The organism is Microbacterium sp. LRZ72, assembly GCF_033792225.1.
Classification (GTDB): domain Bacteria; phylum Actinomycetota; class Actinomycetes; order Actinomycetales; family Microbacteriaceae; genus Microbacterium.
Window position 1 is genome coordinate 112,942 of the sequence record NZ_JANGEX010000001.1, and the last position, 19,944, is coordinate 132,885.

The 19,944-nt window shown below is 70.7% G+C and carries 20 protein-coding genes and 1 tRNA gene; 12 read left to right on the forward strand and 9 right to left on the reverse strand.

Features of this window, described 5'->3' with window-relative positions:
- Nucleotides 1–10: 10 nt before the first annotated feature.
- Entirely contained in the window at nt 11–655 is a 645-nt protein-coding gene (gene serB / locus M4I32_RS00510; protein ID WP_319032534.1) for a phosphoserine phosphatase SerB, read from the reverse strand.
- Nucleotides 656–703: 48 nt separating this feature from the next.
- Complete coding sequence (locus M4I32_RS00515) at nt 704–1,948, reverse strand: glucose-1-phosphate adenylyltransferase (RefSeq protein WP_319032535.1); 1,245 nt, start codon at nt 1,946–1,948, stop codon at nt 704–706.
- A 45-nt stretch (nt 1,949–1,993) separates the two neighbouring features.
- Between M4I32_RS00515 and glgA the strand changes: the two genes are divergently transcribed.
- The 3 genes from glgA to M4I32_RS00530 all read left to right on the forward strand — a co-directional run bounded on the left by glgA (nt 1,994) and on the right by M4I32_RS00530 (nt 4,403).
- Nucleotides 1,994–3,184: a glycogen synthase gene (gene glgA / locus M4I32_RS00520; protein WP_319032536.1), complete on the forward strand. Its 1,191-nt coding sequence runs from the start codon at nt 1,994–1,996 to the stop codon at nt 3,182–3,184.
- A gap of 84 nt (nt 3,185–3,268) precedes the next feature.
- Nucleotides 3,269–4,051: an ABC transporter ATP-binding protein gene (locus M4I32_RS00525; protein ID WP_319032537.1), complete on the forward strand. Its 783-nt coding sequence runs from the start codon at nt 3,269–3,271 to the stop codon at nt 4,049–4,051.
- Nucleotides 4,052–4,151: 100 nt separating this feature from the next.
- Nucleotides 4,152–4,403: a type B 50S ribosomal protein L31 gene (locus M4I32_RS00530; protein ID WP_319032538.1), complete on the forward strand. Its 252-nt coding sequence runs from the start codon at nt 4,152–4,154 to the stop codon at nt 4,401–4,403.
- A gap of 79 nt (nt 4,404–4,482) precedes the next feature.
- Here the strand turns inward: M4I32_RS00530 and M4I32_RS00535 are convergent, their stop codons facing one another.
- On the reverse strand, nt 4,483–5,181 hold the full coding sequence (locus tag M4I32_RS00535; RefSeq protein ID WP_319032539.1) for an exonuclease domain-containing protein: 699 nt from the start codon (nt 5,179–5,181) through the stop codon (nt 4,483–4,485).
- An 80-nt stretch (nt 5,182–5,261) separates the two neighbouring features.
- Between M4I32_RS00535 and M4I32_RS00540 the strand changes: the two genes are divergently transcribed.
- Nucleotides 5,262–6,143, forward strand: a complete 882-nt coding sequence (locus M4I32_RS00540) for an alpha/beta hydrolase (protein WP_319032540.1) — start codon at nt 5,262–5,264, stop codon at nt 6,141–6,143.
- 8 nt (nt 6,144–6,151) lie between these two features.
- On the opposite strand, the gene M4I32_RS00545 is transcribed toward M4I32_RS00540, so the two are convergent.
- Together M4I32_RS00545 and M4I32_RS00550 are read right to left on the reverse strand one after the other, a co-directional pair.
- Nucleotides 6,152–6,745 (reverse strand): histidine phosphatase family protein, encoded by a 594-nt coding sequence (locus M4I32_RS00545; RefSeq protein ID WP_319032541.1) that lies wholly within the window; start codon nt 6,743–6,745, stop codon nt 6,152–6,154.
- A gap of 25 nt (nt 6,746–6,770) precedes the next feature.
- Nucleotides 6,771–7,622 (reverse strand): Sir2 family NAD-dependent protein deacetylase, encoded by an 852-nt coding sequence (locus M4I32_RS00550; protein WP_319032542.1) that lies wholly within the window; start codon nt 7,620–7,622, stop codon nt 6,771–6,773.
- Nucleotides 7,623–7,722: 100 nt separating this feature from the next.
- Between M4I32_RS00550 and M4I32_RS00555 the strand changes: the two genes are divergently transcribed.
- Entirely contained in the window at nt 7,723–8,541 is an 819-nt protein-coding gene (locus M4I32_RS00555) for an RNA methyltransferase (protein ID WP_319032543.1), read from the forward strand.
- Between the two features lie 162 nt (nt 8,542–8,703).
- Here the strand turns inward: M4I32_RS00555 and M4I32_RS00560 are convergent, their stop codons facing one another.
- Nucleotides 8,704–9,570 (reverse strand): SGNH/GDSL hydrolase family protein, encoded by an 867-nt coding sequence (locus tag M4I32_RS00560; RefSeq protein ID WP_319032544.1) that lies wholly within the window; start codon nt 9,568–9,570, stop codon nt 8,704–8,706.
- 153 nt (nt 9,571–9,723) lie between these two features.
- Between M4I32_RS00560 and M4I32_RS00565 the strand changes: the two genes are divergently transcribed.
- Nucleotides 9,724–11,574, forward strand: a complete 1,851-nt coding sequence (locus M4I32_RS00565; RefSeq protein WP_319032545.1) for a DEAD/DEAH box helicase — start codon at nt 9,724–9,726, stop codon at nt 11,572–11,574.
- Between the two features lie 133 nt (nt 11,575–11,707).
- A complete protein-coding gene (locus M4I32_RS00570; protein WP_319032546.1) occupies nt 11,708–12,796 on the forward strand; it encodes a VIT1/CCC1 family protein in 1,089 nt (362 codons plus the stop codon).
- Between the two features lie 30 nt (nt 12,797–12,826).
- Here M4I32_RS00570 and M4I32_RS00575 read toward each other — a convergent pair whose 3' ends face one another.
- Nucleotides 12,827–13,558: a SurA N-terminal domain-containing protein gene (locus tag M4I32_RS00575; protein ID WP_319032547.1), complete on the reverse strand. Its 732-nt coding sequence runs from the start codon at nt 13,556–13,558 to the stop codon at nt 12,827–12,829.
- 216 nt (nt 13,559–13,774) lie between these two features.
- Nucleotides 13,775–13,859, reverse strand: a tRNA-Leu gene (locus M4I32_RS00580).
- Between the two features lie 80 nt (nt 13,860–13,939).
- Between M4I32_RS00580 and M4I32_RS00585 the strand changes: the two genes are divergently transcribed.
- Nucleotides 13,940–15,268 carry a M20/M25/M40 family metallo-hydrolase gene (locus tag M4I32_RS00585; protein WP_319032548.1) on the forward strand — a complete coding sequence of 443 codons (1,329 nt, stop codon included), beginning with the start codon at nt 13,940–13,942 and terminating at the stop codon, nt 15,266–15,268.
- A gap of 93 nt (nt 15,269–15,361) precedes the next feature.
- Complete coding sequence (locus M4I32_RS00590; protein WP_319032549.1) at nt 15,362–16,192, forward strand: undecaprenyl-diphosphate phosphatase; 831 nt, start codon at nt 15,362–15,364, stop codon at nt 16,190–16,192.
- A 54-nt stretch (nt 16,193–16,246) separates the two neighbouring features.
- Here the strand turns inward: M4I32_RS00590 and M4I32_RS00595 are convergent, their stop codons facing one another.
- Nucleotides 16,247–17,110 (reverse strand): PAC2 family protein, encoded by an 864-nt coding sequence (locus tag M4I32_RS00595; protein WP_319032550.1) that lies wholly within the window; start codon nt 17,108–17,110, stop codon nt 16,247–16,249.
- Between the two features lie 162 nt (nt 17,111–17,272).
- Here M4I32_RS00595 and M4I32_RS00600 point away from each other — a divergent pair, with 162 nt between their 5' ends.
- Genes M4I32_RS00600 through M4I32_RS00610 form a run of 3 tightly spaced genes read left to right on the forward strand, consistent with a single transcriptional unit; the run spans nt 17,273 to nt 19,930 of the window.
- On the forward strand, nt 17,273–17,932 hold the full coding sequence (locus tag M4I32_RS00600; RefSeq protein ID WP_413466768.1) for an HAD family hydrolase: 660 nt from the start codon (nt 17,273–17,275) through the stop codon (nt 17,930–17,932).
- Complete coding sequence (locus M4I32_RS00605; protein ID WP_319032552.1) at nt 17,929–18,960, forward strand: tRNA (adenine-N1)-methyltransferase; 1,032 nt, start codon at nt 17,929–17,931, stop codon at nt 18,958–18,960. Before M4I32_RS00600 ends, M4I32_RS00605 begins: the two co-directional genes overlap by 4 nt.
- 4 nt (nt 18,961–18,964) lie before the next feature.
- A complete protein-coding gene (locus M4I32_RS00610; RefSeq protein WP_319032553.1) occupies nt 18,965–19,930 on the forward strand; it encodes an FKBP-type peptidyl-prolyl cis-trans isomerase in 966 nt (321 codons plus the stop codon).
- The last annotated feature ends 14 nt before the right edge of the window (nt 19,931–19,944 follow it).

Below are 19,944 nucleotides of genomic sequence, written 5' to 3' on the forward strand. Positions count from 1 at the left end.
TACCTGCGGCCTATGCGGGCAGAAGGGGGATCACCTCGGCCAGGTCGACGCGGCCGATCACCAGGTCGGCCTGTGCGCGCACCGTCGGCTTGGCGTTGAAGGCGAGTCCGAGCCCGGCGACGCCCATCATCTCGAGATCGTTCGCGCCGTCGCCGATCGCGATGGTGCGGGCGAGGGGAACGCCGTACTCGTCCGCCCAGGCGCGCAGCGCGCGCGCCTTGCCCGCGGCATCCACGATCTCGCCGTCGACCTGCCCCGTCAGCGCACCGTCGCGCTGGGACAGGCGGTTCGCCCGCCAGCGGTCGACGCCCAGTCCGGGGGCGACGGTGTCGAGGATCTCGTGGAAGCCGCCCGAGACCACGGCGACGATCCCGCCGCGTTCATGCGCCGCGGCGATGAGCCGGTCGACGCCCGGTGTGGGCTCCACCCGCGCGATCACCCGCTCGATCGCCGACACCGGGACGCCCTCGAGCGCCCGCACCCGCGAGCGCAGGCTCGCGGCGAAATCGACCTCGCCGCGCATCGCCGCTTCGGTCGCGGCGGTCACCTCGGGTCCCCGGCCGGCTTCATCGGCGAGAAGCTCGATGACCTCGTTGCGGATGAGGGTGGAGTCGGCGTCGAGCACGACGAGCAGGCGCGGTCGTTCGGTGATCACTCTCCGAGGCTAGCCGCCCGCCTGCGTGGGATCCGCCGAGCCCGGTCGCTAGACGTCGACGCGGACGTTCTTGCCGACGACCGTGATGCCCGAGTCCGTCACCGTGAAGCCCCGGGCCAGGTCCCGCTCGCGGTCGACGCCGATGGTGGCGCCGGCGTCGAGCACCACCCCCTTGTCGAGGATGGCGCGGTGGATGCGGGCGCCGGGACCGACGTGCACGTAGTCGAACAGCACGGAGTCCGTGATCGTCGATCCGCCGCCGGCGAGCGTCCACGGGCCGACGACGCTGCGCTCGAGGTGGGTGCCGGAGAGCACCGAGCCGAGGGAGACGATCGAGTCGATCGCGTTCCCGATCCGGCCCACCGAGTCCCGCACGAACTTCGCGGGCGGCGAGTTGATCGCCTGCGAGTGGATCGGCCAGTCCATGTTGTAGAGGTTGAACACGGGCAGCGTCGAGATCAGGTCCATGTGCGCGTCGAAGAACGAATCGATCGTGCCCACGTCACGCCAGTACGCCCGATCGCGGTCGGTGGCGCCGGGCAGATCGTTGCGCTTCATATCGTAGACACCGGCCTCGCCCCGCTCGACGAAGTACGGCACGATGTCGCCGCCCATGTCGTGGTTCGACGTGGCGACCTGACCGTCCGCCTCGACCGCCTCGATGAGGGCGTCCGCGTCGAAGATGTAGTTGCCCATCGATGCAAGCACCTCGTGAGGAGCGTCGGCGAGACCGGTGGGGTCGGTGGGCTTCTCGAGGAAGTCGCGGATGCGGGTGGGGTCCTCGGGATCCACGTCGATGACACCGAACTGATCGGCCAGCGAGATCGGCTGGCGGATGCCGGCGACCGTGGCTCGCGCGCCGGAGTCGAGGTGGGCGTCGAGCATCTGCGTGAAGTCCATGCGGTAGACGTGGTCGGCGCCGATGACCACCACGATGTCGGGCTTCTCATCGTTGATCAGGTTCAGGCTCTGCAGGATCGCATCGGCCGAACCGGAGAACCAGCGCTTGCCGAGACGCTGCTGCGCCGGCACCGAGGCGACGTAGGCACCGAGCATGGGTGAGAGGCGCCATGTCTGTGAGATGTGCCGGTCCAGGCTGTGGGACTTGTACTGGGTCAGCACGACCAGCTGCTGCAGCCCCGAATTGATCAGGTTCGAGATCGCGAAATCGATCAGACGGTACTGCCCGCCGAACGGCACGGCCGGTTTGGCACGATCTGCCGTGAGAGGCATGAGCCGCTTGCCCTCACCCCCCGCGAGGATGATTCCGAGGACCTTGGGCGTGGCTGGCATGACCCCACACTATGCCGGATGCCGGGTGGGGACTAGCGTTGATCCATGCGCGTTGACATCGTGACGAAGGAGTATCCGCCGGCGATCTACGGCGGCGCCGGAGTGCACGTGACGGAGCTGGTGCGGGCGCTCCGCGAGCGCATCGAGGTGCGGGTCCACGCCTTCGGCGAGCCGCGGAGCGAGGCGGGGACCACGGGTTACGCCGTTCCCGCGGAGCTGGCTTCCGCCAACGCGGCGGTGCAGACGCTCGGCGTCGACCTGGCGATCGTCGAGGACGTCGCCGGGGCCGACGTCGTGCACTCCCACACCTGGTACGCGAACTTCGCCGGGCAGATGGCGGGCATGCTCCACGGCATCCCGCACATAGTCTCGGCACACAGCCTGGAGCCGCTTCGTCCTTGGAAGGCGGAGCAGCTGGGCGGCGGATATGCGGTGTCGAGCTGGATCGAGCGATCGGCATACGAATCCGCCGCCGCCGTCATCGCGGTCAGCGGCGGCATGCGCGCCGACATCCTGCGCTGCTATCCGGGCCTGGACCCGGAAAAGGTGCACGTGATCTACAACGGCATCGACACCGAGGCATGGGCGCCCCTGGAGGACGCCGACCTGCTCGCTTCGCTCGGTGTCGACTCCTCGCGTCCCTCGATCGTGTTCGTCGGCCGCATCACGCGTCAGAAGGGCCTGCCCTACCTGCTGCGCGCCGTCGAGCAGCTGCCCGCCGACGTGCAGGTGATCCTGTGCGCGGGGGCACCCGACACCCCGCAGATCATGTCCGAGGTCGAAGCCGGTGTCCGCACCCTGCAGCAGACCCGCGGTGGGGTCGTGTGGCACGATCGCGTGCTGTCCCGGGAGGAGCTGAGGGTGCTCCTGAGCGCCGCGACCGCCTTCGTCTGCCCCTCGGTGTACGAGCCGCTCGGCATCGTGAACCTCGAGGCGATGGCGTGCGGCGCCGCCGTCGTCGGAACCGCCACGGGCGGCATCCCCGAGGTCGTGGACGACGGCGTGACGGGTCGTCTCGTGCCGATCGACCAGCTGCAGGACGGCACGGGGACGCCACGCGACCCGGATCGTTTCGTCGCGGATCTGGCGCGCGCCCTCGCCGAGGTCACGGCGGATCCGGATCGCGCACGTGAGTACGGCCGCGCCGGCCGCGCGCGCGCCGCGGAGCAGTTCAGCTGGGGAAGCATCGCGGCCCAGACCGAGCGTCTGTACGCGCAGGTGGCATCGGGTTCCTGACGCCCGAGGGCGCGCCCCGTGCCGTCCCGGAGGGACGGTGTCGTCTCGTCCCGGGGGGACAGTGCCAGACGATATGCTGGCGTCATGGCCCGCGTTCTGGACTTTCAAGATGTCGTCGTGCGCCGCGACGGTCGTAATATCGTCGACAGCTTCACCTGGAGCGTGCAGGACGATGAACGCTGGGTAGTGCTCGGACCGAACGGGGCCGGCAAGACCACTGTCCTTCAGCTGGCCGACACCCTGCTGCATCCCTCGGCCGGAGAGATCCACGTGCTCGGCGAGCGGCTGGGGCGCACCGACGTCTTCGAGCTGCGACCCCGGATCGGCTTCGCGTCCTCGTCGCTCGCGCGCCGCATCCCGGCCGACGAGTCCGTGCTGGACGCGGTGCTGACGGCGGCGTACTCCGTCACGGGCCGCTGGCGCGAGGACTATGAGGACATCGACGAGCGCCGCGCGCTGCGTGTGCTGGCCGAGTGGAAGCTCGACGACCTCGCTGATCGCACATTCGGCACCCTCTCCGACGGAGAGCAGAAGCGGGTGCAGATCGCGCGGGCGGTGATGACCGATCCCGAGCTGCTGCTCCTGGATGAGCCCACCGCGAGTCTCGACCTGGGGGCACGCGAGGAACTCGTGACCCTTCTCGGCGGGTACGCCCAGGCTCCCACCACGCCTGCCATGGTGATGGTGACTCATCACGTGGAGGAGATCCCCCCGGGGTTCACGCACGTCCTGCTGCTGCGCGACGGGGCCGTGGTCGAGGCCGGTCCGATCGCCGAGACCCTGACGAGCGAGAACCTGACCGCCGCGTTCGGCCTGCCGATCCGGCTGGAGGAATCCGAGGGGCGCTTCGCGGCTCGGGCGCGCTGACACGACTCCACGGCGTGCGGTACGGACATGGTAGAGTCGACCCTTGGTGCCAGAGCACCGCAGACTTTCTCCGCCACCCGCAGACCGCGCAAGGATCGCCATGAAGACTGACATCCACCCCGAGTACCGTCCCGTCGTGTTCCGCGACCTCGCGTCCGGTGAGACGTACCTCACCCGCTCGACCGTGTCGAGCGCGAAGACGGTCGAGCTGGACGGCGTCGAGTACCCCGTCATCGACGTCGAGATCTCGTCGGCATCGCACCCGTTCTACACGGGCAAGCAGCGCATCATGGACTCCGCCGGTCGGGTCGAGAAGTTCAACCAGCGCTTCAAGAACTTCGGCGCCAAGTAGCATTCGCCGTTTCGAAGGCCCCGCTCCGGCGGGGCCTTCGTCGTCGGTGGGTGCGCTATCGGCGCTGCTCCCGGGCTGCTCAGCGGATCGGCCAGGTGCCGTCGATCGGATCGGCCGCGTCGATCCGCCCGATTCGTACGAAGTACTCGGTGAGACTCTCGGCCTGTGCGCGTGCCCACCCGATCTGGTGCGTGTGCAGCTCCTCGCAGGTCGACGGGAGCACGTCGGCGAATCGCCCACCGAGCGCCTGCGCGACACGGCCTGCCGCGATCGCATCGGCCGACGCGGTGTGCGCGGCCTCGAGCAGCACGTCGTAGTGGGCGGCGACCGCGTCGAGGGTGCGCTTGCCGCGGCGGAAGCGATCCAGGCGCTTGTCGACGACGAGGGGGTCGATCACGGGCGACGGCGTCATGATCGGGGCCAGCCCGTGCCGCATCGCCTCGTGCTTGAGTAAGGAGAAGTCGTAGGGCGCGTTGTAGGCGACGACGGGGATCTGCTCGGCGAAGACCTCGCGCAGCCGATCGAGCACCTCGCCGACGACGAGGGATGCGGGGCGGCCGTGGGCGCGTGCGTGGGCGGTCGAGATGCCGTGGACCGCGGTTGCGCCGTCGGGAATGTCGATCTGCGGGTCGGCCAGCCAGGACCACTGCCGCACGATCGCACCGTCGCCGTCGAGCACGCCGACATGTGCCGTGACGATACGGTCGTGGGCCACGTCGACCCCCGTGGTCTCGAGATCGAAGACGCCGAGCCTTGTGCACCACGCGGGTCGTTCCATGATCGTCAGAGTAGGTGCGGCCTCCGACACCGTGTGGCAGGCGCACCGGTGGCCCCCGCCCGCATCCGTAGAATCGTCGGGTGACCGCACCGCATCCGTACGCCGAGGCGCTCTCTCGGATCCCGGTGAGCCGGCATGAGCGCACGATCGGCGACGACCGGGCGGTCTGGTGGGAGTACGGGCCCGCCGGCGCCGACACCACGATCGTCGCCGTCCACGGGTTCCGGGGCGATCATCACGGGCTCGAGCCCGTCGTCGCACACCTGCCCGGGGTGCGCGTCGTGATGCCCGATCTGCCCGGCTTCGGCCGGACACCACCACGAACCGCGGGGTCGCACGATCTGCCGTCGTACGCCGAGTGGCTCACGCGCTTCGTCGCCGCCGTGGCGCCGGGCGCTGTCATGCTCGGGCATTCGTTCGGCTCGATCGTCGTCGCCGCCGCGGTGTCCCGAGGGCTGCCCACCCCGCGGGTGATCCTCGTGAACCCGATCGGGGCGCCGGCTCTCGAAGGCCCCCGCGGCGTGCTCACCCGCGGCGCCGTGCTCTACTACGCGGCCGGTGCGCGTCTGCCACGGCGCCTGGGCGAGGCGCTGCTGCGCAACCGCGCCATCGTGCGGGTGATGAGCGTGTCGATGGCCAAGACGCGCGACCGAGAGGTGCGCGCGTTCGTGCACGATCAGCACGACCGCTACTTCTCGGACTTCGCGGACCGCGACGTGCTCCGCGAGGCCTTCGTGACGTCGGTGTCGCACGACGTGAGCGAGTTCGCCGCGCACATCCCGCAGCCGACCCTGCTGATCGCGGCCGAGCGCGATGACATCACCCCGCTCGCCGCCCAGCGCCGGCTCGCCACGATGTTCGACGACGCCCGCCTCGTCGAGATCCCCGACGTGGGGCATCTCATTCACTACGAGACACCCGCCGCGGCGGCCGCCGCCATCACCGACTTCCTCGCCGGCTGAAGCGCTCCTCAGACGAGCACGCCCGCGTATTCCTGCAGGCGGATGCCGCCATCCTCGATCTCGAAGACGTACGCGGAGCCGTTCGCGATCCTCTCGCCGGGGCGGGGGAAGGCGTCGTCGCTGGCATGCCGCACGAGCTCGGAGATCACACCGCCGTGCGACACGGCGATCACCGGACCGGCCGCGGCGGCATGCGATGCCGCGACCAGTTCCAGCGCCGCGACGGCCCGCACGCGCAGTCGCGCACGCGTCTCGACGCCGGGAACGCTGTCGCGCCCGTCGTCGCCGTAGCGCGCGGTGACCTCATCGATGTACCCGCCCTCGGCCTCGCCGTAGCGGCGCTCGCGCAGCTCGGGATAGAAAGCCGCGGGGGCGGGGGCGCCGAGTTCGGCGGCCAGGATGTGGGCGGTCTCGGCCGCACGCGAGAGGTCGCTCGCCACGACGACGGCTCCGCCGGCATCCGGCATCGTCTCGGCCAGCACGCGGGCGGCCTGGCGAGCCTGCTCGCGTCCCGTGTCGTTCAGCGGGATGTCGGTCTCGCCCTGGATGCGGCGGGCGAGGTTCCAGTCGGTCTGGCCGTGTCGGATGAGGGTCAGCAGCACCCGACGAGCCTAACCGCCCCGCTCGTCAGCGCAGTGCGGGCAGCGCGGAGGCGAGGGCGCGCAGCACCTCGCTCGTGCCCGCATCGACCTTGACGTCGGCTTTGCCGTCGGCGCGCGTCTGGCCGCGATTGACGATCACGACGGGCTGGCGCTTGCGCCGCGCCCGCTCGACGAGGCGGATGCCGGAATTGACCACCAGCGACGACCCCGCGATGAGCAGGCCCTGACTCGCCTGGACCAGCTGCTCCGCTTCGCGGAACCGCTCCGGCGGGATGTACTCGCCGAAGAAGACGACATCGGGCTTGAGCATCCCCCCGCACACGCTGCACTCGGGGACGATGAACTCGTCGGTGCTCCCGGGCAGAACGTCGCCGTCGGGACCGAGCGGCACGTTCTCGGGCAGCGCCACCCAGGGGTTCTGCGTCTCGATCCGCTCCGCGACATCGCGCCGATCGAACACCTGCCCGCAGTGCGTGCAGAAGACCCGCCGCATCGTGCCGTGCAGCTCGACGACGCGCGCACTGCCCGCACGCACGTGCAGGCCGTCCACGTTCTGGGTGATCACGCCGGTCGCCAGGCCACTGTCCTCGAGCCGAGCGATGGCCCGGTGCCCGTCGTTCGGCTGCGCGCTCGAGAACGCCTTCCACCCCAGGTGGCTGCCGACCCAGTACCGCCGGCGGGCTGCGGCGTCGCCGAGGAACTGCTGGGCGGTCATGGGGGAGCGTGTGGGCGTGCCCTTGCCCCGGTAGTCGGGGATGCCCGAGTCGGTCGAGACGCCGGCGCCGGTCAGGATCGTGAGGGTGCGCCCGGCCAGCGCGTCGATCGCGCGACCGAGCATCGCGGTGCCGGCACCGCCCTCGTGCGTGACCAAGACCATGCCGTCGTCGTCCCTCCTGACGTGGGCCAGTGTAGGCGTCGCCCTTTACCGGGATGTTACGCGGTCAGGCCGAGTGGGGACGCACGGGTAGCGTGAGCGTGTGACGACCGCCGGCCCGCTCATCGAGCACATCGCAGACGTCGACGACCCGCGGCTGGCTGACTACCGGAACCTGACCGACGTCGCACTCCGACGCATCCGCGAACCGGAATCCGGGCTGTACATCGCCGAATCGGCCAAGGTGCTCGCGCGGGCCCTCCAAGCGGGCCATGAACCTCGTTCGGTCCTCGTGCAGGACAAGTGGCTCGACGACGCCCGTGCCCTGCTGGGTGCGCGCACGGTTCCCGTGTATGTGACGGATGCCGCCACGACCGAGGCGGTGACGGGGTACGCGGTGCATCGCGGCGTGCTCGCGTCGATGCATCGCCCGCCGGAGCGGTCGGTCGAGGAGGTGCTCGCGGGGGCGCGCCGCGCGCTGATCCTGGAGGACATCGTCGATCACACGAATGTGGGCGCTGCCATCCGTTGTGCCGCGGCGCTCGGTGCGGATGCCGTCCTCGTCACGCCGCGATGCGCGGATCCGCTGTACCGGCGCAGCGTGCGGGTGAGCATGGGCACCGTGTTCCAGGTGCCGTGGACGCGGCTGCCCGAGTGGGGGGAGGCGCGTGACGTGCTCCACCAGGCCGGCTGGCACATCGCCGCTCTCGCGCTGGCCGAGGACGCCATCGATCTCGACGCCTTCGCGGCGGATCCGCCGGAGCGCGTGGCACTCGTGCTGGGTGCCGAGGGCGATGGTCTGAGCGGGCGCGCCCTGGCCGCCGCGGATACCGTCGTGACGATCCCGATGCTGCGCGGGGTCGACTCGCTCAACGTCGCCGCGGCCAGCGCCGTCGCGCTGTGGGCGCTGCGCCCGCGCTGAGCGCTTGCACGGCATCGCCGCGGTGCTTGCGCGTTCAAACCGTCCCGGTCCGCGGGCCCGTCTCGAGGGCCGGAGATGTCGCTGAGGTCGGAAGCCCCGGTCTCTCCACTCCGACCCTCGGTGCTTCTCCGACGCCCGACGGGTCCGAGACGCCGGGCGGGCCTACACGTCCTCCTCGCGCCGCGCGCTCGGATCGACGCCGGGGGCGAGGATCGAGATGGGCAGCGCGTTCGGACGTTTGGGCAGCACGTCGTCGCCCGATGACTGGTGGCGCAGCCGGCGCAGCACCCACGGCACGAAGTGCTGGCGCGCCCACACCAGGTCGCCCGCGCGAGCTGTGCGCCACGTCGTGACGGGAAGAGGATCGGGCTGCATCGGCACCAGGTCGTTCGGCACGTTCAGCGCCCGGAGCACCATGCGCGCGACCTCGTGGTGCCCGAGAGCGTTCAGGTGCAGACGATCTGCGTCGAAGAAGCGCTGGTCCTGGATCTCCTTCAGCGCCCACTGGTCGGCGACGATGCAGTCGTACCGGTCGGCGATGGAGCGCAGGTTCTCGTTGTAGATGGCGATCTTGCCGCGCATCGAGCGGAAGACCGGCTGCCAGGCCACGTCGATGCCGGTGAAGATCACGAGGGTCGCGCCGCCGCTGCCCAGTCGCGCGACGGCGTCCTCGAAGATGGCGGCGACGGCGTCGGGATCCGCTCCCGGCCGGATGATGTCGTTCCCTCCGGCACAGAAGGTGATCAGATCGGGAGTCAGGGCGATGGCGGCATCCACCTGCTCGTCGACGATCTGCCGGATCAGCCGCCCCCGCACCGCGAGGTTCGCGTAGGCGAAATCGTCGACCTGCGACCCGAGCACCTCGGCGACGCGGTCCGCCCACCCGCGGTGCTCGCCGGGCCGCTCCGAGATCGGATCGCCGATGCCCTCCGTGAAGGAATCCCCGATCGCGACAAAGCGTCTCCAGGGGTGCGGTTGGGTGTTCGGCACGTACGGAGTACGAGCCGAGGCGGCATCGTCTGCGCGCATCTGAACTCCCTGTTCGTCCGTCTTCCCCGACGATATCGCGCGGTGCTGGATGCGGCATCCGAGCACCGCGCCGTGATGTCGGATCGTTCGTCTATCGTGGTCATCCGGTGCGGGAGGGGCTCGCTCGTGCAGGCGAAGAGAGGTCGAGGGCGGATGACGCAGGAGGCGGACGGTGCCCATGTCGGCAGCTTCGCCGCCGAGCACCTGCCGCCGTCCTACCCGCAGCGGGCGCCGTGGGGAACGGCGCAGCGACTGCGGGCCTGGCAGGCCGAGGCGCTCGACGAGTATTTCTCCCGTCCCGGGCCCGACGGCGTCGGCTCGGGCCCGCGCGACTTCCTCGCCGCTGCGACCCCCGGCGCCGGCAAGACCACCTTCGCGCTGCGCCTGGCCACGGAGCTGATGCGGCGGCGCGTGGTCAGCCGCATCGTCGTCGTCGCGCCGACCGAGCACCTCAAGACCCAGTGGGCGGATGCCGCGGCTCGCGTGTCGCTGCGACTGGATCCCGCGTTCAGCAACCGCCACACCATGCCCGCGCGGCACTATCAAGGGGTCGTCGTCACGTACGCCCAGGTGGCGGTGAAGGCGTCGGTGCACCAGTGGCTGACCGACGACGCACGCACTCTCGTGATCCTCGACGAGGTGCACCACGGGGGAGACGCCCTCAGCTGGGGCGATGCCCTGCGCGAGGCGTACGGACGCGCGACCCGGCGGCTGCTGCTGTCCGGCACCCCGTTCCGCAGCGACACGGCCCCGATCCCGTTCGTGGAATACCACCCCGACGACAAGGGGATCCGGCTCTCGCGCACCGACTACTCCTACGGGTACCGCCGTGCGCTCGAAGACGGCGTCGTCCGGCCGGTCATGTTCCTGGTCTACGCCGGCAAGATGCGCTGGCGCACGCGCGCCGGCGACGAGATGGAGGCCCACCTCGGCCAGGACAACACCAAGGACGTCACGGCGCAGGCCTGGCGCACCGCGCTGGCGCCCGAGGGCGAGTGGATCCCCGCCGTGCTCCGCTCCGCAGACCGGCGCCTGAGCGAGGTGCGGGAGCAGATCCCGGATGCCGGCGGGCTCGTGATCGCGACGGACCAGACCGCCGCCCGGGCGTACGCCGCCATCCTCGCCCAGATCTCGGGGGAGCAGCCGACGCTGGTGCTCTCGGACGAGGCCGAGGCCTCCGCCCGCATCGAATCGTTCGCCGCGTCGACGTCGCGGTGGCTCGTGGCGGTGCGCATGGTGTCGGAGGGGGTCGACGTGCCGCGCCTGGCCGTCGGGGTCTACGCGACGAGCGCTTCCACGCCACTGTTCTTCGCGCAGGCGATCGGCCGCTTCGTGCGCGCCCGTCGTCGCGGGGAGACCGCGAGCATCTTCCTGCCGAACGTGCCCGCGCTGCTGGCGCTGGCCGGCGAGCTCGAACGGCAGCGCGACCACGCGCTCGACCGCGACCCCGAGGGCGACGACGAGTGGGCGCTCGACGATGACCTGATGGATGCCGCCGAGAAAGAGGACAAGGCCTCGGATGCCCTCACCGAGGAGTTCAGCTATCAGGCGCTCGGCTCTCACGCCCACTTCGACCGGGTGATGTTCGACGGCAAGGAGTTCGGTCAGCTCGCGGTGCCGGGCACGCCGGAGGAGGAGGAGTTCCTCGGGCTGCCAGGACTGCTCGAGCCCGAGCACGTGCACGAGCTGCTGATGCAGCGGCAGGCGCGCCAGGGCCGGCACCGCAGCGCACGCGAGGCGAGGGAGGCGGCGGAGGATGCGCCGGGCGAGACGAGCGACGCGGCCGGCGGCGCCGGCATCCCCGCTCCCCTGCACCGCACCCTGCGAGAGCAGCGGCAGCTGCTCAACAGCCTCGTCGGACTCTACGCGCGACAGTCGGGCGAGCCGCACGGCGCGGTGCACGCCGAGCTGCGGCGCGTCTGCGGCGGTCCGGCCGTCTCGCACGCCACGGTCGCACAGCTGCAGGCGCGCATCGAGATGCTGCGGCGACGCGTGCGCTCCTGACCGCTTCGGAACCCCGAAATGCTGGCAATCCGCGTTCTGGCGGCCGAGGTGGCCGGGCAGGTCGATAGCGTGGATCTGCTCGGCGGAATCCCCCTCTCGTCCCCGCCCCCTCGTCCGAGACCCCGGAGGCCGCATGACCGCGCCGCAGCACGGCGCCCCGACGTCGGCAGATCGCCGCCGCTGGACGCGCTACCTCGTCGACGAACGAGCTGAGGCGAGGGTGTACCGGCAGCTGGCCGAACGCAAGAGCGGTGCCGAGCGGGCGATCCTCCTGGCCCTCGCCGAGGCGGAGGGCCGCCACGAACGGCACTGGCTGGAACTGCTCGGCGGTGAACCCGCCCGGTTGCCCCGCCCGGGACTGGGCACACGTCTGCTCGGGTGGATGGCGCGCCGCTTCGGCTCGATCTTCGTCCTCGCTCTGGCACAGAACGCCGAGGCGCGCTCGCCCTACGACGCCGAGCGCTTCGCCAGTCCGGCCATGCGCGCGGACGAGAAGATCCACGCCGAGGTCGTACGAGGTCTCGCGGCTCAAGGTCGCCGCCGCCTTTCGGGCTCGTTCCGAGCCGCCGTCTTCGGCGCCAACGATGGACTCGTGTCCAACCTCGCGCTCGTCATGGGCATCGGCGCAACGGGCGTGGCACCGCAGTTCGTGCTCTTCAGCGGCATTGCGGGGCTGCTGGCCGGTGCGCTGTCGATGGGTGCCGGAGAATTCGTCTCGGTGCGCTCCCAGCGCGAGCTGCTCGCCGCCACCGAGCCCAACGACTACGCCGACGATGTGCTGCCCGACCTCGACCTCGACGCGAACGAGCTCGCCCTCGTCTATCGCGCCCGGGGGCTCTCGGACGAGGAGGCGACGCTGCAGGCGCACCGCGTGGTCGCCGCCGCCCAAGGGTCGGGGGAGCGTGCTCCGCTGCGGGACGCCGCCACCGCATCCGACGACGTGGTCGGCAGCGCATTCGGGGCCGCGGTGTCGAGCTTCCTGCTCTTCTCCTCGGGCGCCATCGTCCCCGTGCTGCCATGGCTGTTCGGGCTCAGCGGGGTCGCTGCCGTCGTGCTCGCGCTCGCGCTCGTGGGTGTGGCGCTGCTGTGCACGGGAGCGATGGTGGGGCTGCTCTCCGGCGGCCCGCCCCTGCGGCGCGCGCTGCGACAGCTGGCGATCGGCTTCGGTGCCGCAGCCGTGACCTACCTGCTGGGACTCGCCTTCGGCGTCTCACTGGGATGAGCGGACCGCCGAGACGTCGCGCTCGGAGATCTACAGGAAGATCTCGACCTCGGCGTCGGCCTCGAGATCGGCGAGCAGCGCGGTGACCGCTTCCTGCTCCTCCGTCTGCTGCTGCTGCTGAGCGAGCTGGTCGCGCACATCCTCGAACGGCGGGATCTCGCCCATCTCTTCGCCCCCGGACTGCTCCTGCTGCTCGACGATCTGGTCGTAGAGCTCACGCAGCTCTTCGTCCGATGGCTCGGAGGTTCCGACCTCGTCATCGATCACCTGTTCCATCCGCACCTGCTCTTCCACCTGTGTGCGCACCTCGTCCTCGGACGTGCCCTGCTCTTCCAGTGCGTCCAAGAATGCGTCCACGGATTCGAGCTGGTTCTGAGCGGCGAGCTCCTCGAGCGTCGCGTCGACGTCGTCGGCGGTCGCGTCGTAGCCGCGGCGGTCCGCTTCCTGGATCAGCAGCTCGGAGTTGACCAGTGTCTCGACCGTCTGCTGTTTGAGCTGTTCCTGGTCCACGGGTGTGCCGCTCATCTGCGCCTGCTGCGCGGCCTGGGCGAACTGGGCCTCGTATGCCGAGGCGAACTCGTCACGGTCGATCTCGGTGCCGTCCACCTCGGCGACGATCTCGGGAACGCCGGCCAGGTCAGGTTCCAGCGCCGTGTCCGACTGCTCCTGCTCACCGTCCGGCGTCGCGTCGTCGGCGGTGCACGCGGATGCGCCCACCAGCACTGCGGCCAGGCCGAGGCCCACCAGGGTCTTCTTCATCATCGGCAGTCTCCTCGTCGTCGTCCTCACCGGCATCCGGCCGACGCTAGCACCGCACGGCTGAACGCCACGTGGGCGCCAGTTCTCGGCTCCGGCGCCAGGAAAGGGCGCAGCCCGAACCGAAAACTGCCACCCACAGGTCCGTGGACCGCACCGCACGCGGCCAGAGCAACCCCCGAACGCAAGAAAACCCCGGCTGAACCGGGGTTTTCTACTCTGTGCGCGAGGGGGGACTTGAACCCCCACGCCCTATGCGGGCACTAGCACCTCAAGCTAGCGCGTCTACCTATTCCGCCACCCGCGCGTGAGTGGATTGCATGCGCAACCGAGGGTCGAGCCTACCATGCTTCGTAGCAGCCGATTGCGCGCCGCTAACCTGGACCCATGCCCGCCAACCCCTCATCCACCGCGACGGCCAGACCGACGGAGGACCTGCCGGAGGTGGCTCGCATCACGCGCGATCTCATCCGGATGGACACCCAGAACTGGGGCGGAGGGCGTGCGTCGGGTGAACGTCAGGCGGCCGAGTACGTCGGCGCCTACCTCGAGGCATTGGGCTTGCGCACCGAGTACTTCGAGCCCGTCCCCGGCCGCACGAACGTGACGGCGCGTGTCGAGGGCCGACGTCCCGACAGGCCCGCGCTCGTGCTGCACGGCCACCTCGACGTCGTGCCCGCCCCGCCCGAGGGATGGAGCGTCGATCCGTTCGCCGGCGAGGTACGTGACGGAATGCTGTGGGGCCGGGGCGCGGTGGACATGAAGAACATGGACGCGATGATCCTCACGGCGGTGGCGGACATGCTGCGCGCGGGCGAGCGGCCGGACCGCGACATCATCGTGACCTTCTTCGCCGACGAGGAGAACGGCGGCGTCGAAGGGTCGCACCTGGTCGTCCGCGACCGACCCGAGTGGTTCGCGGGTGCGACCGAGGCGATCAGCGAGGTCGGCGGGTATTCGATCACGGTGTCCGGACGTCGCGCCTACCTGCTGCAGGTGGGGGAGAAGGCGTTGCTGTGGATGCGGCTGCGCGCTCGCGGACGGGCCGGCCACGGCTCCCGCGTGCACCCCGACAACGCCGTCACCCGTCTCGCGGAGGCGGTCGCGGTGCTCGGGCGTGCCGAATGGCCGGTGCGGCTCACGGCAGCCACGACGCAGCTGCTCTCAGGACTGGCCGAGCTGGCGCAGCTGCCGGATGCCGGCCCGGACGAACTCGCGGCGAGCACGGGACCGGCCCACGGCTTCCTGGCCTCGACGCTGCGGACGACCACGAACCCGACCGGTCTGTCGGCCGGCTACAAGCACAACGTGATCCCGGATGCCGCCGAGGCGCTGATCGACGTGCGCGTGCTGCCGGGCACCGAAGACGCGGCGCTCGCAGAGATCGCGCGGATCGTCGGCGCCGACATCGAGATCGAGACCGTCCACCGTGACATCGGGCTCGAGATGCCGTTCGACGGCGCGCTCGTCGAACGGATGGTGTCGACGCTCGAGCGCCACGATCCGGGTGTGCCCGTGCTGCCCTACCTGATGGGCGGCGGTACCGACAACAAGGCGCTGGCCACGCTCGGCATCGCCGGGTACGGATTCGCCCCGCTGCGCCTTCCCCCCGATCTCGACTTCACCGGTATGTTCCACGGTGTCGACGAGCGCGTGCCGATCACGGCGCTCGAGTTCGGCCGGGACGTGCTCGGCGACCTGCTGCTGACCTGCTGAACCCTGTCCGCCCCCTGACCACCCCGGGCGGGCGCCGTGATCCCGGTGCTCGCTCCCTCGCATCGCCGCGACCCCACCCGACCGGAAGGCGCCATGTCGCTCATCGAAGCTCTGTTCCTCGGCATCGTGCAGGGACTGACCGAGTTCCTCCCGATCTCGTCGAGCGCGCACCTGCGCATCGTCGGTGAGTTCCTGCCGTCGGCGACGGACCCCGGCGCCACCTTCACGGCCATCACGCAGATCGGCACCGAGGCGGCCGTGCTGGTCTACTTCTGGGGCACGATCGTCCGGGTCATCGCCCGGTGGGCTCAATCGCTCGCCGGAAAGGTGCCGCGCAACGATCCCGACGCACGCATGGGCTGGCTGATCATCATCGGCACGATCCCGATCGGCGTGCTCGGGTTCCTCTTCCAGGACGTGATCCGGGGGACGTTCCGCAACCTCTGGCTCGTCGCGTTCGTCCTCATCTTCTTCGGGATCCTGCTGGGCATCGCCGACCGCTTCGGACGTCGAACGCGTGACCTGTCGCAGCTGACCTATCCCCACGGTCTCGCGCTGGGCTTCGCGCAGGCGCTCGCGCTGGTACCCGGCGTCTCGCGCTCCGGCGCCACGACGACGCTCGGGCTGGCGCTGGGCTACACACGGCCGTCCGCCGCCGAGTACGCGTTCCTCCTCGCCGTGCCCGCCGTCTTCGGCTCGGGGTTCTACGAGCTGCTGCAGAGCTTCGAGGAGCCCGGCGGTCCGTACAACCTGATCGAGACGGGTGCCGCCACGGTCGTGGCATTCGGCGTGGGCCTCGCCGTGATCGCATTCCTCATGCAGTACCTCAAGCGCGGCAGCTTCCTGCCGTTCGTGATCTACCGCGTGGTGCTGGGGCTCGCTCTGATCGTGCTGCTCTCGGCCGGCATCCTGCAGCCGTACTGATCGGGGTCGTGCGGGCGTTTCGTCTCGCGGCGCTCGCTCAACGACCGACCGGCGTCAGCGGAACGGGCCGTCGCGACCGGGCTTGGTGGGCCCGTCGCCGCCCCGGCGCAGGTACCGCTCGAACTCCTGCGCGATCGCGTCGCCGGATGCCTCGGGGGAGTCCCACGTGTCGCGGGTGTGCTCCAGCTGACGGATGTATTCGGTCATCTCGTCGTCCTCGGCAGCTGCGGCATCGATCGAGGCCTCCCACGCGGCGGCCTGGGTGGCGAGATCCCCCCGGTCGATGCGCGCCCCCGTGGTGTCCTCGAGCCGATCCAGCAGGGCGAGGGTGGCCTTGGGAGAGGGCGTATGTCCCGCGACGTAGTGCGGCACGCTCGCCCAGAGCGACACCGTGGGAATGCCGGCCGTCTCGGCCGCCTGCGTGAGCACGGACAGGATGCCGACCGGGCCCTCGTACATGCTCCGGTCGAGGCCGAGTTCGTCGCGCACGCGCTCGTTCTCGCTGCCTGCGAAGACCGAGATCGGGCGGGTGTGCGGCACATCCGACATCATCGAGCCGAGCGCGACGAACCCGGTGACGTCTTCGCGCAGGGCCACGTCCACCAGCTCCGCGGCGAACGCCTGCCAGGTGCGCGCCGGCTCGACACCGCCCAGCAGCCACAGCTGCGTGCCGCGGGTGCGGCGCGTCGGACGGGTGATCGTCGTCTCGGGCCACTTCAGCGTGCGATGGCCGTCGGCATCCATCGTGAAATGCGGCCGCGTGTACTGATAGTCGAAGTACATCTCGGGGTCGACGGTGTGCACGGGGGTGCGCGCACCGGTCGCGCCCAGCGCGGTGATCGCCGACGAGGCGGCCTCGCCGGCGTCGTTCCAGCCGTCGAATGCGGCCACGAGTACCCTGCGTCCGAGTGCCTCCACCGTGCCTCCCCTCTCGCCGTGCGGTTCCGCCCGGGATGCGGAGCGTCGCGCGGTGTCGTTCCAGGATAGGTGCACCCCGGTGTCGGCGGGGCAGGGCGGCGGGCGTTGCGCGACTAGCATGGGCGGGTGAATCCCCCCGCTCTTCGTGCTGTCCTGTGGGACATGGACGGCACCCTCGTCGATACCGAACCGCATTGGATCGCCGCCGAAACGCCGCTCGTCGAGAGCTTCGGCGGCACCTGGAGCCACGAACAGGCGCTGCAGCTCGTCGGCCTCGGCCTGGAGGATGCCGCGCGCATCTTCCAGGATGCCGGCGTGCGCATGAGCGTCCACGACATCATCGACACGCTCACCGATCGCGTCCTGGCGTCACTCGCGGCGGAAGGGGTGCCTTTTCGCCCCGGTGCCCGCGAGCTTCTCCTGGCGTTGAAGAAGGCCGGCATCCCGACGGCGCTGGTGACGATGTCGATGCGCCGGATGGCGACGTCGGTCGTGGACCTGATCGACTTCGACGCGTTCGATCTGATCGTCGCGGGCGACGACGTGTCGCGCCCGAAGCCCTACCCCGACCCGTATCTCGAGGCCGCGCGACAGCTGGGCATCGACATCACCGACACCGTCGCGATCGAGGATTCCCCGAACGGCGTGCGCTCCGCCGTCGCTGCCGAGTGCACGGTGCTCGGGGTGCCCAACATCGTCTCGCTCGAGGGTTCCGGCGCGTTCGCGCTCGCCGAGTCGCTCGTCTCGTTCACCCCCGAGCGACTGTCGCAGCTGCACGCGCAGCGCCGGGGCGGCGCGCACCGTGCGGGAGCGACGTCATGACGGCCGTCGACGGCCCGCGCCGCAGCGGCCCCTTCGCGGTGGGCGACCGCGTGCAGCTGACCGGCCCCAAGGGCAAGCTGCACACGATCACGCTGCGCGAGGGCGGTGAGCTGCACACCCATCACGGGGTGCTCCGTCATGAGCAGCTCATCGGGGCGCCGGACGGCTCCGTCGTCACGGGCAGCGGCGGGCACGACTACCTCGCGCTCCGGCCGCTGCTGCGCGACTTCGTGATGTCGATGCCGCGCGGCGCCGCGATCGTGTACCCGAAGGATGCCGCCCAGATCCTCGCCGATGCCGACATCTTCCCGGGGGCGAGCGTCGTGGAGGCGGGCGTCGGCTCCGGTGCTCTCTCGCTGTGGCTGCTGCGGGCGCTGGGATCCGAGGGGCGACTGCTGTCGTTCGAGCGCCGGGCCGAGTTCGCCGAGGTCGCCCTCGCGAACGTCGAGACGTTCCTCGGCGAGGTCCCGCCGAACTGGCGGGTGCAGGTCGGCGACCTGGCGACCGAACTGCCCGCCGCCGCGTCTGCGGGCACGGTCGACCGGGTCGTCCTCGACATGCTCGCTCCCTGGGAATGCGTCGACGCGGCGGCGGACGCGCTCGCGCCCGGCGGCGTGCTCCTGTGCTACGTCGCGACCGCCACGCAGCTTTCGCGCATCGCGGAGTTCCTGCGCGGTTCGGGGCTGTTCACCGAGCCGCAGAGCTCCGAGACGATGGTGCGCGGCTGGCACGTGGACGGCCTCGCCGTGCGTCCGGACCACCGGATGGTGGCGCACACCGGCTTCCTGATCTCGGCGCGGCGGCTGGCGCACGGAGCGGTGGCTCCGGAGCGGGCGCGCCGCGGATCGAAGACGAGCTATGGTGACGCCGACGTCGAGGTGTGGACACCGGGCGCAGTCGGCGACCGGGAGATCACCGACAAGAACCTGCGCAAGCGGGTGCGTGACGCGCAGCGCGCCGCCCGGGCGCGCACGGGGGGCGCCGCTCCTGACCCGGACGAGGGCGTCGGGGGCCCTCCCGTAGACTGAGCCGGTGCGTTCTCTCCTCGTTCCCGTGATCCTCGCCGGCCTGGTCGGCGTGGCCCTCGTCGGGTGCTCCGCCTCCCCGTACGCCGACGGCTCCTGCGAGCGCCCCGAGTCACCGGGCACCGCGGCCGTCGACGTCGTCGATGTGACGGGCGCATCGGATGCCGCGCCGCGCATCGATGCCTACACCCCGGTCCACGCGGACCAGACCCAGTGGCGCGATCTGTCCGACGGCGAGGGCACGGCGATCCGCAGCGACGATCAACTCGTCGTGATGGATCTCACCCTCCTCGATGGCGGCACCGGCGAAGAGATCGCGGCGACGGCGTACGACGGCTCGCTGGCCAATCCGCTGCCGATGTCGCAGTGGACGCAGTCGTTCCCCGGCCTCACTCAGGCCCTCGAGTGCGCGCGCGAGGGCGATCGCGTTCTCACGGTGCTCGGCGAGGAAGGGATCGAGCCCGAGGTCGCCGAGAGCTTCGGCCTCGGCGAGACCGGGTCGGCGATCCTGGTCGCGGATCTGCGCAAGGTCTATCTGGCGAAGGCGGACGGGGTCGACCAGTTCGTGGAAGGCAACGGGCTGCCGAGCGTCGTGCGCGCTCCCGATGGGACTCCTGGCGTGATCGTGCCGAATGGCGAGGCTCCCGACGAGCTGCGCGTGGAGGTGCTCAAGCGCGGCGACGGCGAGGTCGTCACCGGCGACGCCCCCGTGCGCGTGGCGTACACGGGCGTGCTCTGGGACGAGGGCACCGTGTTCGACTCCACGTGGGGCGAGGAGCCCGTCTCGCTGACGCTCGACGGCGTCGTGCCGGGCTTCGCACAGGCGCTCGAGGGTCAGACGGTCGGCTCCCAGGTGCTCGCGGTGATCCCGCCCGACCAGGGGTACGGCGATCAGGGCAGCGGGGCCGTTCCCGGCGGCGCGACGCTCATCTTCGTCATCGACATCCTCGGGATCGACGCTCCCGCCTCGTAGGTGCCGGCGCTCCT

Coding starts and splice junctions, on each gene's coding strand:
- M4I32_RS00570 (WP_319032546.1), top strand. CDS start 11,708: ATGACCGCGCCGCAGCACGGCGCCCCGACGTCGGCAGATCGCCGCCGC.
- M4I32_RS00600 (WP_413466768.1), top strand. CDS start 17,273: ATGGACGGCACCCTCGTCGATACCGAACCGCATTGGATCGCCGCCGAA.
- M4I32_RS00530 (WP_319032538.1), top strand. CDS start 4,152: ATGAAGACTGACATCCACCCCGAGTACCGTCCCGTCGTGTTCCGCGAC.
- M4I32_RS00525 (WP_319032537.1), top strand. CDS start 3,269: ATGGCCCGCGTTCTGGACTTTCAAGATGTCGTCGTGCGCCGCGACGGT.
- M4I32_RS00550 (WP_319032542.1), bottom strand. CDS start 7,622: ATGGTCTTGGTCACGCACGAGGGCGGTGCCGGCACCGCGATGCTCGGT.
- M4I32_RS00575 (WP_319032547.1), bottom strand. CDS start 13,558: ATGATGAAGAAGACCCTGGTGGGCCTCGGCCTGGCCGCAGTGCTGGTG.
- M4I32_RS00605 (WP_319032552.1), top strand. CDS start 17,929: ATGACGGCCGTCGACGGCCCGCGCCGCAGCGGCCCCTTCGCGGTGGGC.
- M4I32_RS00515 (WP_319032535.1), bottom strand. CDS start 1,948: ATGCCAGCCACGCCCAAGGTCCTCGGAATCATCCTCGCGGGGGGTGAG.
- M4I32_RS00565 (WP_319032545.1), top strand. CDS start 9,724: ATGACGCAGGAGGCGGACGGTGCCCATGTCGGCAGCTTCGCCGCCGAG.
- M4I32_RS00585 (WP_319032548.1), top strand. CDS start 13,940: ATGCCCGCCAACCCCTCATCCACCGCGACGGCCAGACCGACGGAGGAC.
- M4I32_RS00590 (WP_319032549.1), top strand. CDS start 15,362: ATGTCGCTCATCGAAGCTCTGTTCCTCGGCATCGTGCAGGGACTGACC.
- glgA (WP_319032536.1), top strand. CDS start 1,994: ATGCGCGTTGACATCGTGACGAAGGAGTATCCGCCGGCGATCTACGGC.
- M4I32_RS00535 (WP_319032539.1), bottom strand. CDS start 5,181: ATGGAACGACCCGCGTGGTGCACAAGGCTCGGCGTCTTCGATCTCGAG.
- M4I32_RS00560 (WP_319032544.1), bottom strand. CDS start 9,570: ATGCGCGCAGACGATGCCGCCTCGGCTCGTACTCCGTACGTGCCGAAC.